Consider the following 14782-nt stretch of genomic DNA (forward strand, 5'->3'; position numbering starts at 1 on the left):
TGGTTCTTTCGGATCTTCCGGTTTCACTTCTGGTTCTTTCGGATCTTCCGGTTTCACTTCTGGTTCTTTCGGATCTTCCGGTTTCACTTCTGGTTCTTTCGGATCTTCCGGTTTCACTTCTGGTTCTTTCGGATCTTCCGGTTTCACTTCTGGTTCTTTCGGATCTTCCGGTTTCACTTCTGGTTCTTTCGGATCTTTCGGTTTTTCCGGTTCCTTCGGCTTAATGGAAACTGTCGGTTCAAGCGGTTTGTTTGTTGTATCTTCCACAATCGCTTTATTCACAATTTCCTCACCGATTTTAACCGTTGCTTTTACCTTCGCTTTAAAAATAATACTACGTTCTTGTGTATCCATAATGTCTAAATACGTAGCAGTTACTTTTCCAAACTCCATTTTTAACTCTATTGGATTTGGCTCAGCACCTTCAAATCTCAGGCTGTCTTGCACGTATTCTAAACCGGCTGGTATTTCATCTTTTATCTTCACCACAGCTAATTCTCCGTTTTCTACCGTATTGTTGAAACTAATTCGGTATTCCACTTCTTCTCCTAGCTTCGGTTCTTTATTACTTACTGTCTTCGTTGCTTTTAACTTACCATCTTTATATTCTGGCTTTATTGTCGCTGTCGGTTCTATAACTGGATGGTCCGGATCATCCACATGAATAATCGCTTTATTTGTTATTTCCTCTCCAACTTTTACTGTTTCTTTTACCTTCACTTTAAAGATGATACTTCTTTCTTGCGTATCCATAATATCTGGATACTTTACTATTACTTTTCCACTCTCTACTGTAAGCTCTGTTGGTGCAGGCTTGTCACCTACAGCCTTCAAACTATCTTGCACATATTCTAAACCAGCTGGGATTTTATCTTCAATTTTCACATCAACTAACTTCCCGCCATCTACTGTGCCGTTAAAAGTAATTCGATATTCGATTTCTTCTCCTAGCTTCGGTTCATGATTACTTACTTCTTTCCTTGCCTCTAGTTTCCCATCTTTATATTGCGGGGTAATTGGTATAAGTGACTCAACTGGCGGAGTCGTCGGATTATTATCATCCACAATTGCCTTGTTTACAATCTCTTTTCCTACTTGTACCGTTTCTTGTACTCGCACTTTAAAGATGATACTTCTTTTTTTCGTATCTGTAATTTCCGGATACTTTGCTGTTACTTTTCCATTCTCAACATGAAGTTCTACCGGATTTGGTTGTGGCCCATCAGACTTTATACTATCTTGTACATATTCTAAACCAGCTGGAATTTCATCTTCTACCTTTACCTCAGTTAGTTTTCCGTTCTCTACCGTATTTTCAAAGCTAATTCGGTATTCTACTTCTTCTCCTAACTTCGGTTCATGATTGCTTACTGTTTTTTCTGCTTGTAATGCACCATCTTTATATTGAGGCTGAATAGCGATATTCGGTTGCTCTGGTGGGTTTATTGTATCTTCCACAACCGCCTTATTCACAATTTCTTCGCCAACTTTAGCTTTTTCTTTCACCTTCACTTTAAAGACAATGCTTCTCTCTTTCGTATCCGTAATTTCTGGATATTCTGCAAGGACGATTCCATTTTTCACTTTCACATGCAACGGTTTCGGATTCTCTCCCTCAGCTCTTTCACTACCTTCTACAAACTCTAAGCCACTTGGTAATTCATCCTTAATCTTCACCTTCGCTACTTTTCCATGTTCAACTACGTTCCGGAATGTAATTCGATATTCTACTTCTTCTCCTAATTTTGGAGCTGGATTATTTACTGTTTTCTCAGCTTTTAGTTTTCCGTCTTTATACTCCGGTGTAATAATCGCTTCTGGTTTTTGCGGTGGATTCTTCGGATTATGATCATCCACAATTGCCTTATTCACAATTGTCTTACCGACTTTTGCTGCTTCCGTTACTTTCACCTTAAAGCTAACACTACGCTCCACTGTATCAGTAATGTTTTCATACTTCGCTGTAATTTTCCCAGCTTCTTCTTTTAACTCTACTGGACTCGGTTCATTACCTTCTGCTTTTAAACTATCCTTCACATACTCTAAACCAGTTGGTAATTGATCCTCAATTTTCACCTCTGCTAGTTTTCCGTTTTCTACCGTGTTTTTAAAACTAATTCGGTACTCCACTTCTTCTCCTAGCTTTGGACCTTTTTTACTTACCTTTTTACCAGCTTTCACTTTACCGTCTTTATACTGCGGGATAATTTCTACTTCTGGTTGCTCTACTGGATTTTGTGAATCATCCACAATCGCTTTATTCACAATTGCTTTGTCCACTTCCACATCATCTTTCACTTTAAAGACAATGTTTCTTTCTTTCCTATCAGTGATATTTTCATACTTTGCGATAATTTTGCCAGCTTCTTCTTTCAACTCTACTGGCTCTGGCTTATCACCTTCTGCTTTTAGACTACCCTTCACATATTCTAAACCAGACGGAATTTCATCTTCTATCTTCACCTCGGCTAGCTTTCCATCTTTCACCGTATTACTAAATGAAATGCGGTATTCGATTTCTTCCCCTAGCTTTGGATCTTTTTTACTTACTTTTTTATCAGCCTTAATTTTACCGTCTTTATATTGCAGGGTAATTTTAGCTGTCGGTTCAGTTATAGGATGGTTCGGATCATCCACATGAATAATCGCTTTATTTGTAATACCCTTTCCTATTGCAACTGAATCTTTCACCTTCACTTTAAAGACAATACTTCTTTCTTTCGTATCCATAATCTCTGAATACTTTGCCGTTACCTTGCCATTTTCTACTTTCAACTCCACTGGTGTTGGCTCTTCACCTTCAGCCTTTTCGCTTCCTTGCACAAACTCTAATCCAGCTGGAATTTCATCCTCTATCTTCACCTCGGCTAGTTTTCCATCTTTCACCGTATTATTAAAAATAATTCGATATTCGATTTCCTCACCTAGCTTCGGTTCATGATTACTTACTTCTTTTCTCGCCTCAATTTTTCCATCTTTATATTGCGGGGTAATCGGTACGTAAGGCTCTTCTGGCAGATTCTTTGTATCATCCACAATCGCCTCATTTACGATTTCTTCTCCCGCTTTTGCGCTTTCTTTTACCTTCGCTTTAAAGACAATGCTTCTTTCCTCTGTATCTGTAATTGCTGGATATTTTGCCATTACCTCATTATTTTTCACCTGTAGCTCTACTGGTTTCGGTTTAGAACCTTCTGCCGCGATGCTGCCTTCTACATACTCTAAACCATTTGGTAATGTATCCTTTATATTTACCTCTGCTAGTTTTCCGTTTTCTACCGTGTTTTTAAAACTAATTCGGTATTCTACTTCTTCTCCTAGTTTTGGTTTATGGTTATTCGCCATTTTCTGAGCAGCAATCTTGCCGTCTTTATATTGTGGGGTAATTGCAACATGAGGCTTTTCTGGCTCATGTGTTGTATCTACTACAATTGCCTTATTGACAATTTCCTTACCGATTTCTGCTTCTTCTTTTACCTTCACTTTAAAGACAATGCTTCTTTCTTTCGTATCCATAATCGCTGGATACTTTGCCATGACCTTGCCGTTTTCCACTTTCAGTTCTACTGGACCCGGTTTAGAACCTTCTGCCTTCACACTGTTCTCCACATACTCTAATCCAGCTGGAATTTCATCTTCTACTTTAACCTCGGCTAGCTTCCCGTTTTCTACCGTATTTTTAAAACTAATTCGGTATTCTACTTCTTCTCCTAACTTCGGCTTCTTATTGTTTACAACCTTCTCTGCTTTCAGCTTACCGTCTTTATATTCTGGTGTAATCGTTACTTCTGAGGTCGTTGGATCTTTCGTATCATCAACAACTACTTTATTGACAATACCTTCGCCAATTTTGAAGTTTTTTTTTACTTTCGCTTTAAAGACGATACTTCTTTCTTCTGTATCCGTAATCTCTGGATATTTAGCAATTACTTTTCCATCTTTCACTTGCAGTTCTACCGGCTCTGGCTTAGATCCTTCTGCTTTCACACTTTCTTTCACATACTCTAATCCATTCGGTAAATCATCTTCTATTTTTACCTCTGTTAGTTTTCCGCTTTCTACCGTGTTTTTAAAGCTAATTCGGTATTCTACTTCTTCTCCTAACTTCGGTGACGGGCTATTTACTACTTTTTTCGCTTCCACTTTTCCATCTTTATGTTGCGGAGTAATTTCTGCTTTTGGTGTTTCTGGTTTGTTTTTTGTATCATCAATAATTGCTTTATTGACGATTTTTTCGCCGATTTTCACTTCTTCTTTTACTTTCACTTTAAAAGTGATACTTCTTTCTTCTGTATCCGTAATCTCTGGATACTTCGCCAGTACCTTACCGTTTTCCACTTTCAACTCTACTGGATTTGGCTTAGAACCTTCTGCTTTCACACTGTTTTCTACATACTCTAAACCTTCTGGTAGAGTATCTTCTATTTTCACCTCTGCTAGTTTTCCGTTTTCTACCGTATTTTTAAAGCTAATTCGGTATTCTACTTCATCCCCTAACTTCGGCGTTTCATTATTTACGCTTTTCTTTGCTTTAATTTTTCCATCTTTGTGTAATGGAGTAATTTTTGCTTCTGGCTCTTTTGACTCTTTCGTATCATCAACAATTGCCTTATTGACGATTTCCTTGCCTACTTCCGCTTCTTCTTTCACCTTTACTTTAAAAACGATACTTCTTTCTTTCGTATCCGTAATATTTGCGTATTCAGCGATAACTTTTCCATTTTTCACATGTAACTTTACTGGAGCCGGTTTATCGCCTTCCGCTTTTTCACTACCTTTTACATACTCTAAACCGTTAGGGATTGTATCCTCTATTTTTACCTTTTCTAGTTTTCCGTTTTCTACCGTATTCTTAAAGCTAATTCGGTATTCTACTTCTTCTCCTAGTTTTGGTGATGGATTATCTACTGTCTTCTTCGAATCAATTATTCCATCTTTATATTGCGGAGTAATTCTTTCCTCCGGCTCAATCGGTGGATGTTTCGTATCATCAACAATTGCTTTATTGACGATCTCTTGACCTACTTTTACTTCTTCCTTCACCTTTACTTTAAAGACGATACTTCTTTCTTTCGTATCCGTAATATCAATATACTTCGCTTTAACTATCCCAGCTTCAACCTTTAATTCTACTGGACCCGGTGCTTCACCTTCAGCCTTAATACTATTTTCTACATATTCAAGACCGGTTGGAATTGTATCTTCTACTCGCACCTCTGCTAGTTTTCCGTTCTCTACCGTATTATGAAAACTAATTCGATATTCGATTTCTTCCCCTAGCTTCGGCTTTTCATTATTAACTACCTTTGTAGCGGCAATTTCACCTTTTTTACTTTGCGGTGTAATAACAACCTTTGCATCAGTCGGATCATGTTTCGGATCTTTTGCAACTGCTTTGTTTACAATTGCTTCTCCTACTTTTGCCGTCTCTTTTACTTTCACTTTAAAAACAATACTTCTTTGTTCCATATCCATAATTTCTGGATATGTTGCAGTTACCTTGCCATTCTCCATTTTTAGTTCTACTGGCTCTGGTTTTATACCTTCTGCTTTCAAACTATCTTTCACGTATTCAACACCTTCAGGCAACGTGTCTTCTATCATCACCTTTTCTAGCTTTCCGTTTTCTACCGTATTATGAAATGTAATGCGGTACTCTACTTCTTCTCCTAGTTTTGGTGTTTGATTCGTTACGCTTTTATCTATGGTTACTTTACCGTCTTTATAACCTGGCGTAATCTTTTCTTCTGGATGCTCCGGCTGAACATTCGGATCGCTCACAACTGCTTTATTAACAATTGTTTCTCCTGCTTTTGCTTCTTCTTTTACCTTCACTTTAAAAATGATGCTTCGCTCTTTTGTATCTGTAATCTCTGGATATTTTGCGATTACCTTACCATTTTCTACTTTTAACTCTACTGGATTTGGTCCAGCACCTTCAGCTCTCTCACTGCCTTGAACAAATTCTAAGTTAGCTGGAATTTCATCTTCTATTGTAACTGCCTCTAGTTTTCCGTTTTCCACCGTATTTTTGAAGCTAATTTGATATTCAACTTCTTCTCCTAGCTTCGGCTTCTTATTTGTTGCTTTTTTCTTTGCATCAATTTTGCCGACCTTATGCTGTGGTGTAATCTTTTCTTCTAGATTCTTTGGTGGATTTGTTTTATCACTAACAATTGCTTTGTTAACAATTTCTTCACCAATTTTTGCAGTTTCTTTTACTTTCGTTTTAAAGACGATACTTCTTTCTTCCATATCCATAATTTCTGGATACTTTGCAATTACTTTGCCATTTTCAAATTTCAGCTCTACTGGCTCTGGTTTTACACCTTCTGCTTTCAAACTATCTTTCACAAACTCAAGACTACTCGGTAATTCATCTTCAATCGTCAATACATCTAGACATCCATCTTTTACCTTGTTTTTAAACGTAATACGATACTCGACCTCGTCACCTAAACTCGGTGTTTTATTAGAAGCTATTTTTGTCGCTTCTATTTCTCCTGGAACTTCTTTTGGAGTCGTAACCGTAATATTTGCATCGTCTTCACTCTCATACTTTATCTCGGCACTATCTTGTCCCTTTACAGCAACGACATTTTTTACTGTTGTATCTGATTGTATAGATTCTTTCACTTTCACCTTAAATGTAATAACGGCACTTTCACCAGGCTGTAAAACACCACCGTCTGTAGCATCTGCCCCTTCACCAATACGGAAATCAATTTGATTATTTACAAATTCTGCTTCATCATCGTTTGCATCATCTGTTTTGTGTCCTTTATTGCTTCCACTAATATATTGGATTGATCCCGGGATATACTCTAAGCGAGTATCTAATTTATCAAAACCTTTTACATTAGACACTGGTGCTTGATTGTTCTTCGTATCATTCTTCACTTCAATTTGGTACGTAATCTCTTCGCCAACTTTAACTTCCTTAATTTCTTTTCCAGCACTATCCAACGCCTTTTTATCAACTTGTAAATTTGGTGCATTATGTTCTGTGACGAATGTAGTGTTGTTTAATACGTAAATATCACCGCCACCACCATATGCTCTAAAGCGCATTTTCCCTTCTTTTAAATCATTTTTCACTTGGTTTGGTCCCTCAAGATGATACGTATGAATATCTGTACTAAATGAATTTGTCCAATCTGGGTTATATCCCGGATATTTTTTTGTAACAAACTCGTTAGTGCCATCCACTTGTACTTCTGTCATAGACGAGTCATTAACATCATTATCTTTACCGTTAATATTTTTAAATTTTTGATAGTCTAATCCAAAGTCATACTCTCCATAATCATAGGCATATCCATCATGATCAGCAGGATCTCCTTGTGACGAGAAATAACTAAATTTCGCCTTAAAAGCCCCTTCTTTCGGTGTGTTTATTTTATTAACACTAATATCTGCCCAAGCTGTACTTTTTTGAGAAACTAAACCTTCCCAAATTTTCATATCTTTTACGGTTTCTTTATAGTTTTCATAAACTAATATAAGATTCCAGTTGCCCCAGTAGTAGCCACTGCCCTTTTCGAATTTAATTTGCGGTACATTTGCAACTGTCACTGTTCGAGAAAGGCCCTGTTTAGCAATTACATTTGTTACATCAGCAAATGCAACATATCCTGCGCCACTGCTATAGTGATTCGCAATATATGGTAAATGGTCCGCTTTTCGTATACTATCAGCACTTACTTCAGCGTATTGCTTATTTCCCATCTTCATTTTAACTGGCTGTCTTACATCTTCATCGCTAACTCTATAGTCGGTCCTTGCATCACTTGGAGTCCCCATAGCTGCTGTCCAAAATAAATACGCCTTTTTCACTTTACTTCCAGCAGGGATGTTAGGAAAAGCTCCTGTTGATGAATTAAATGTAGTGTCATCATTATCAATATCTACAGCCTGTTTATTTACTTTCCCCCCGACACTTTGCCTAGTATAGTGATTATCTGTTAGCCCAAGCGTCACATTACCAGTCTGCACTAAATCTCCAGCGGCAATTGTAGAATACAGTGGATCGCCAAACCCTTGCTTATCTCCTGTTTGGATTTGAACCTTTGAAGCATTTTCGGAGGCAGCTTGTACTTTTGCATCGCTCTGATTTTCCACTTCTTTTTCTAGCTGCTTCTCATCTTTAGCTACCGGTTGTTCTTCATTCTCTAGTTCTGTTTTTAATACAGGTTTATTTTTATCTTCTGCAGATACTTTTAATTTTCCATCCACTTCTTTAGTTTTAGCATCAGCCGGTGACCCAATTTTTTTCTTACTACTGTCACCCTCATCGTCGGCATTCGCTTCAACCTTATCTTCAGAAGGAATCCCTTCAACATCTACAGACATATTTCCTATTTGCACTTGATCTTTTTGCACACTAATTTTTTGTTTGTATTCTTTATTAAAATGCTGTGCACGGCTAGCTTTTATTAACACAGTCATTTTTTCGTGTGATTTTAAATCTTGAATTTTAATATTGGAAGAAAGAAGCTTTCCTCCCTTATCTTTTTCCTCTATATAGAAATCAGCTACCTTATTTTCAGGTAACTTCTCTCCGTTTACTTTCATAGATTGAGGAAGGAACATAATTTCATTGTCATTATTTTGTTTCATCACCAATTCTTGAATTGATGTATCTCCCGTATTTTCAATCGTATATTGAAATACGTGTTCCCTCTCAGCTACTTCTCCCCTATATATTTCAGCATTCACTTTCTCTGCCTTAATCTTCACATCATGCCCTTGTAACTCATCCCAGCTTTTTTCATTTATCTCTGTAGCAAAAGCGCTAGGTGAAGGTAATATGATGGATAGGAGAAGTGTAATCATTGTTACGACATTAAAACATTTCAACACTTTTTTCATATTTTCTACCTTTTCTCCTTTCTATATATTTGCTATCCGTCTACTTCATTTCATTTAGTAGCCGGAAACATAACAATATATATCCACTCGCAACAATCCGTCCTACGAAGATGCATCATTGAAATCCCCATTTCAACAATACAAATCTCATAGAATATTACTATTTTAATTTATCAAAAATAGCATATATATCGGATACCCATATAAACCCTTATCATTTTTTTAATATAGGAAAAACCCCCTATTATATAGGTTTATATGACAGTTAAAGGATACATAAAAATCTTAACATACTCGCTAATCTATTTATACAAGCAATAGGAAGTTTACCATTTTTTACTTATTTTAGTTCATTAATTATTATTTAAATTCCTGAAACATAGAAACCATTACATGTAAAAATATGTTATATTAATCAAGAACAAACGTTCTAATTTGAAGGAGGAATTTTTAATGATAAACGAACCTATTATCGTAAAAAAAGAAGCTTTCCAAGCAATCGGCGTTTCGATTACGACGACAAATGAAACAGAGGCATCTACTGAAGGAAAAATTCCAGAGCTTTGGAACCAATACTTCCAAGAACAAATGATGCATCACATCCCAAATCAACAAACGAAAGAAACATTCGCTTTCTACTCAAATTACGAATCAGATGAAACTGGTACATATCAATTTACAATCGGTATGCCCGTTTCTTCATTAGAAGACGTGCCTGAAAATATGACAACTTTAACAATACCTGCCGCTACGTATGCGGTATTTACAACGAGAAAGGGACCAGTTGCTGAAGTCGTTTGCGAAGCTTGGGAATATATTTGGAAATGGTCAAAAGAAAACAAACGTGCTTTTACAACAGACTTTGAGCTGTATGATGAAAAAGCAACCGATCCAACCAACGTACAATTGGATATTTATATTGCGTTAGCCTAAACGACAAAAAAGAAGATACCAACTGGTATCTTCTTTTTTGTCGTTAAATAGCCACTGTGCAAATTCAACATTATTGTCTACAATGAAAAAGTGCAGTATAGAAATATTAGAAACTGTATAAAACGATTGTTAACAGGTTTTTTAGTTTAAATTTGTCACATAGAAAGGAAGCAATATGGAGGAACTACAACAAAATAAATCTGCTTTAGAGGGAAGCGGAAAACCGTTATTAAAAAATACGAATTTCCTTTTTCTTTGGGCAGCTACACTCTTTTCAAGTTTTGCTTTAGCCTTTTTTACTTTTTCACAAACGTGGTACATAGCAAAAACATTAAACCTTGAGGCTTCACTCGGTGTTGTTTTCGTAGCTCTTAGTGTTCCAAGGCTTATTTTTATGATTATTGGCGGCGCTGTAGCTGATAAATTCCCGAAAAAAAACATTATGTTTTATTCTAATATTATTCGTGCTATTCTCGTCGCGACCATTCTTACATGGTTCATCGTAGGTGATGTAACACTGTATACATTTGCTTTATTCGCTTTATTCTTTGGGCTTGCTGATGCTTTTTTCTGGTCAGCTGATGGATCTATCTTACCTGAACTTGTAGAAAAAAGCCGTTTAACACAAGCAAACTCACTTACACAAATGACAAACCAAGCATCAGTCATCTTAGGCCCTGTACTTGGCGGAATTCTTATCAAATTTACGAACTATGAAACGATTTTTTCGATCACGATTTTATTACTGATCGTCGCAGCCATACTCGTTCAAAAAATACAATTTACGATGCCAGAGCAGCAAAATACAGACAAAGGCATGTTCACTTCTATTAAAGAAGGAATCTTATATGTAAAGGAATCACCATTCCTTTCAACTTTCCTTCTTTGTAGCGCCTTTTTAAACTTATTTTTAATTGGTCCGATGCAAGTCGGTTTCCCGCTTTTCGTTAAAAATGTTCTGCACGGTGATTCGCTTCAGTTTAGTTACTTAGAAGCATCTGTAGGTGGCGGAATGGCAATAGGCGCTGTCATTGTCGGTTTAAAAAATATTAATCGTAGACGTGGTCTATTTTGCATTATCATGATGCTACTGTCTGGTGTATTCTTCTTATCCATTAACTTTAGTACCGTACTTTGGCAAGCATTATTAGCTGGCATGTTTTACGGTATTACAATCGCAATGGCTATCGTTCCGCTTATGGCGATGATTCAATCGACAGTAAAAGAAGAAATGATGGGACGCGTAATGAGTTTACTTATGCTATCATCAATGGGCTTTATCCCGCTTTCTTATGCATTCACATCAATCGCACTTGCAATAGGAATTCCAATCGTAGCCGTTATGAAAAGCGGTGCAATCGCCGTTATCGTCTTCGTACTTTTTGTAGCGATTCGTGTTCCAGTTGTAAGAAAGTTTGATTAACCACTTGGAGTCATGTGTTATACGCATGGCTCCTTTTTAAATGGATCGAATAACGATATTCCCTTACTTCTTCTCACAGCTGCTCCTCATTCTAGTCCAACCTCTAAAAATAGATTCCGCACTGTACTATATAAAAGCGCCTTAACATTTTTACGGATTTCCCCGTATTTATACGCTCTCACAACACTCTTTACTCGCCAAATGAAATTTCCATACACTTCTTCATCGGCTAATATTTGCTCCAGTAACACACCTTGCTGTAGTAACCCGCTCTTTTTATATGCAAGTTCCACCTTACTCCAAAATATATTAATCTTCTTCGGATTACGCGTCATCGGCACAAGTGCGTATATAAAAGGCCTCGGTATATCGTGGCGGCAATACGTCTCATCAAGTTCGTACGTTTCTTTTCTATTCTCTTTTATTTGTGGAATGTTTTTAGAAAAAATTGTTTCCTCCTCATTTTTTTGCTCATTTTTACTACAGCCAGCTGCAAGATCATCACTTTCACATGCGGACATTTTCATACGGTCATCCATGCGGTCAATTGCAGATGTAAGAAATACATATAAGTTCGCACTATACCCACCGCGCCTATGTCTTTCTTTTGTCGCAACACGCTTTATAATTCCTAGTTCCTCTAACTTTGCAATTGAACGGCGTACTGTACGAATGCTCTTTCCAACATTCGTCGCAATCGTCTCCATTAACGGACAAGCAACTCCCACTGTTTTCTGTTTCTCATTCACTGCATACTTTCCTAAAAAATAAATGATGGTAGCATCCGTCTTATTTAATTGGAATCGATAGTACTTCAAAACTTGTTTTTGATATGTATTAAACTCTTCTTTACTTCGAAATTCACTGTATGGTTTCATTAAGTTATATAAGCTTCCCATTTTTATCACCTCATTTATAGGTAAGAGTCAGGAAGCAAAATTGGCGTGATATTTTAAATTTTTTTGGAGGTGACAATATGATCGTAATAAGTGCTTGTTTAGGTGGTATCGCTTGTCGGTATGATGGAAATGACAATCTCGTTTCAAAAATAGAAGATTTGCTGCAACAAGAAGATACGGTCCTCATTTGTCCTGAAGTATTAGGAGGATTACCAACACCTCGTCCTTCAGCTGAAATTATTGGCGGGAATGGCGATGATGTTTTAGATGGAAAAGCGAAAGTGATGACAAAAGACGGTGAAGATGTTACAGAAGCTTTCGTGAGCGGTGCTTATAAAGCTCTAGAACAAATTAAGAATTTACATCCAGAATATATTATTTTAAAGGAACGCAGTCCATCTTGTGGTAGTTCTACGATCTACACTGGAGAATTTAACGGGAATAAACAAACTGGTTACGGAGTAGCAACTGCTTTATTCAAAAAACATGGATTTAAAGTCATTTCGGAAGAGGATTTTGAGAATATAAAAAGGAATTGACCCTGTTCGTCAATTCCTTTTTTCTTTCTTATTTTGCACCTAGTTTTTCTTTCACTTTCGCAGGAAGCTCATCTTTCTTTACTTCTTCCCAAGCTGTTACACCTTTTTTATCTGAGTGATATACACGTAAGAATGCATCTTTACGTAAGTTTTTTTGTGCAATAAATTCTAATTCTTTTTCTTTTCCGTCTTTATCAAAACCAGTTAGTTTATATTCGTAATCTTTATAAGGCTGACCACTATCAGACTTACCATTATACTCTTTTCCATCTACCGTAATTTGAACGTAATACTCGTCTTTACCCATACGATTTAAATCACAGCCAACTAATAAGCTTGCAAATACAACTAAAATGCTAAAAAGTGCAATATATCTTTTCATTTCCTTCACCTCATGTGTTTTTCTTATATTGTTATCTTAAAGCCTAAGCTTTAAAGAAGAAATTCAAAAACATGACATGAACATTACACTTTTGTAAGATAATAATTATTTCTTTACTTTAGAAACCGTCATTCCGTCACCAATTGGAATGAGTACGGATTCTAAACTTGGATGCGTTGCTACTACTTCGTTATAAAAAGCCTTAAGGCTTTTTATCCTCTATCTCTTTACTGCCAATTTTTTATGTACCTATTACCGCCAATAACGTCTTTCACGCCAGTTTCGCCACTTATCACGGATTTTATCACGTAATCTCCTTATACCGTTTATTACACCTTCTATTATGCATTCTATTATAATATCTATCACAAGGTATCTTATAACTCTAAAAATAGAACCTATAACGTACTTCAATATAAATTCAAAAATATCTTCCAGCATATATCCCCCTCTTTCTATCCTTCCATTATAACTCTGGAAAACAGAGAACTTGAAGCTCAAATAAATGATAAAGAAATTAGAAGGCAATAGATGAAAAAGGATTTCTAAGTGATGAATTGAATATATATTTATTGTTCTCTAACTTTTGAGCGAAAGTTTTTTTACATACGTTTCATTCTGTCCTAATTTAAAGTTTTCGAGAGGTGAAATAATATGAACCCTATTTTATTAGATGTTCCGTTACAAATAGAAACAGGAAGACTCATTCTTCGAGCACCACTTCAAGCTGGTGAAGGGAATATAGTACAACAAGCTATTAAAGATTCCATTAATGAATTAAAGCAATGGCTGCTTTTATTCCAGTCAATTCCTACTGTTGAAGAAACGGAAATTCTCCTGAGAAATGCGCATATAGATTTTTTGAAAAGAGAAAGCTTTCGCTATCTTATCTACCATAAGGAGACGAATGATTTTATTGGAACTGCTAGCCTTCACGGAATCGATTGGAAGGTTTCTAAATGTGAAATTGGATACTGGATTAACACACAATTTAGTGGAAATGGATATATGACAGAAGTAGTAAATGCGTTAATAAGCCTTGGATTTCAGTTATTCAAATTTAGAAGGATTGAAATACGATGTGAACGTAATAACACGAAAAGTCGTGCAATCCCTGAAAAACTAGGTTTTGAGCTTGAAGGGATATTACGTAATGAAGATCTTACAGCTGACGGCAAACAACTAACTGATACTTGCATCTATGCAAAGATAAATTAGATTTTAACATTCGTTATGCAACATATCTTAGGGCCGGTTTCTAAATTGGGAAGGCGACGTTTTTGATTTTTTACAGCAAAAGAAAAGACCTCCTTAACGATTTTATTTCATCGCTAAAAAGGTCTTTCTCTATTTCTGCTAAAAACTTAGCACTCTTCTGGCTTACCAGCATTCGTCGCTGTACGGAAAGATGATCCACATCCGCATGATGCGATTGCGTTTGGATTGTCGATTGTGAATCCGCCGCCAAGCATAGATTGTTTATAATCAATTTTTACTCCTTTAACAATTGGAGCACTTTCTGTATCGATAACAAATTCAACACCGAAAAATTCAAGAACTGTGTCGTCTTCTTTTGGTTCTACTTCAAATCCTAAGCCGTAAGAAAGGCCAGTACATCCGCCGCCATGTACAGCAAGGCGCACGTACTTCTCTCCATCTTCAGCATCTTTTAACATATCTTTAATTTGAAAAGCTGCTTGTTCTGTTACTTCAATCATGAAATACACATCCTTTC

General features: G+C 36.5%; 8 protein-coding genes and 2 pseudogenes. 4 read left to right on the plus strand and 6 right to left on the minus strand.

Annotated elements, in window-relative coordinates; genetic code table 11:
• A partial coding sequence (locus PDL00_RS28530) for an isopeptide-forming domain-containing fimbrial protein (protein WP_270732844.1) occupies positions 1 to 8871 on the minus strand: 8871 nt, incomplete at its 3' end.
• A gap of 453 nt (positions 8872 to 9324) precedes the next feature.
• Between PDL00_RS28530 and PDL00_RS28535 the strand changes: the two genes are divergently transcribed.
• On the plus strand, positions 9325 to 9804 hold the full coding sequence (locus PDL00_RS28535) for a GyrI-like domain-containing protein (protein ID WP_242256888.1): 480 nt from the start codon (positions 9325 to 9327) through the stop codon (positions 9802 to 9804).
• 175 nt (positions 9805 to 9979) lie between these two features.
• Positions 9980 to 11227, plus strand: coding sequence for an MFS transporter (locus PDL00_RS28540; RefSeq protein WP_242256887.1), 1248 nt, complete (start codon positions 9980 to 9982; stop codon positions 11225 to 11227).
• Positions 11228 to 11244: 17 nt separating this feature from the next.
• Here the strand turns inward: PDL00_RS28540 and PDL00_RS28545 are convergent.
• A pseudogene (locus PDL00_RS28545) lies at positions 11245 to 12126 on the minus strand (helix-turn-helix domain-containing protein).
• 77 nt (positions 12127 to 12203) lie between these two features.
• Between PDL00_RS28545 and PDL00_RS28550 the strand changes: the two are divergent.
• The gene (locus PDL00_RS28550) at positions 12204 to 12665 is read left to right on the plus strand and encodes a DUF523 domain-containing protein (RefSeq protein ID WP_242256885.1); all 462 of its coding nucleotides are present in this window, start codon (positions 12204 to 12206) and stop codon (positions 12663 to 12665) included.
• 28 nt (positions 12666 to 12693) lie between these two features.
• Here the strand turns inward: PDL00_RS28550 and PDL00_RS28555 are convergent, their stop codons facing one another.
• The 3 genes and pseudogenes from PDL00_RS28555 to PDL00_RS28560 form a co-directional block, all read right to left on the minus strand.
• Positions 12694 to 13047 carry a YxeA family protein gene (locus PDL00_RS28555; protein WP_242256884.1) on the minus strand — a complete coding sequence of 118 codons (354 nt, stop codon included), beginning with the start codon at positions 13045 to 13047 and terminating at the stop codon, positions 12694 to 12696.
• Between the two features lie 105 nt (positions 13048 to 13152).
• Positions 13153 to 13242: pseudogene (locus PDL00_RS34790) on the minus strand (O-methyltransferase); the annotation flags it as partial.
• 57 nt (positions 13243 to 13299) lie between these two features.
• The gene (locus PDL00_RS28560) at positions 13300 to 13488 is read right to left on the minus strand and encodes a hypothetical protein (protein WP_061679574.1); all 189 of its coding nucleotides are present in this window, start codon (positions 13486 to 13488) and stop codon (positions 13300 to 13302) included.
• Between the two features lie 213 nt (positions 13489 to 13701).
• Here PDL00_RS28560 and PDL00_RS28565 point away from each other — a divergent pair, with 213 nt between their 5' ends.
• Positions 13702 to 14265: a GNAT family N-acetyltransferase gene (locus PDL00_RS28565; protein ID WP_242256883.1), complete on the plus strand. Its 564-nt coding sequence runs from the start codon at positions 13702 to 13704 to the stop codon at positions 14263 to 14265.
• A 146-nt stretch (positions 14266 to 14411) separates the two neighbouring features.
• On the opposite strand, the gene PDL00_RS28570 is transcribed toward PDL00_RS28565, so the two are convergent.
• Entirely contained in the window at positions 14412 to 14765 is a 354-nt protein-coding gene (locus tag PDL00_RS28570) for a HesB/IscA family protein (RefSeq protein WP_000573830.1), read from the minus strand.
• Positions 14766 to 14782: the final 17 nt, after the last annotated feature.

It is taken from the genome of Bacillus cereus group sp. TH152-1LC, assembly GCF_027710505.1.
Taxonomy (GTDB): Bacteria; Bacillota; Bacilli; order Bacillales; family Bacillaceae_G; genus Bacillus_A; species Bacillus_A mobilis.

Coding starts and splice junctions, on each gene's coding strand:
- PDL00_RS28555 (WP_242256884.1), bottom strand. CDS start 13,047: ATGAAAAGATATATTGCACTTTTTAGCATTTTAGTTGTATTTGCAAGC.
- PDL00_RS28565 (WP_242256883.1), top strand. CDS start 13,702: ATGAACCCTATTTTATTAGATGTTCCGTTACAAATAGAAACAGGAAGA.
- PDL00_RS28570 (WP_000573830.1), bottom strand. CDS start 14,765: ATGATTGAAGTAACAGAACAAGCAGCTTTTCAAATTAAAGATATGTTA.
- PDL00_RS28535 (WP_242256888.1), top strand. CDS start 9,325: ATGATAAACGAACCTATTATCGTAAAAAAAGAAGCTTTCCAAGCAATC.
- PDL00_RS28560 (WP_061679574.1), bottom strand. CDS start 13,488: ATGCTGGAAGATATTTTTGAATTTATATTGAAGTACGTTATAGGTTCT.
- PDL00_RS28540 (WP_242256887.1), top strand. CDS start 9,980: ATGGAGGAACTACAACAAAATAAATCTGCTTTAGAGGGAAGCGGAAAA.
- PDL00_RS28550 (WP_242256885.1), top strand. CDS start 12,204: ATGATCGTAATAAGTGCTTGTTTAGGTGGTATCGCTTGTCGGTATGAT.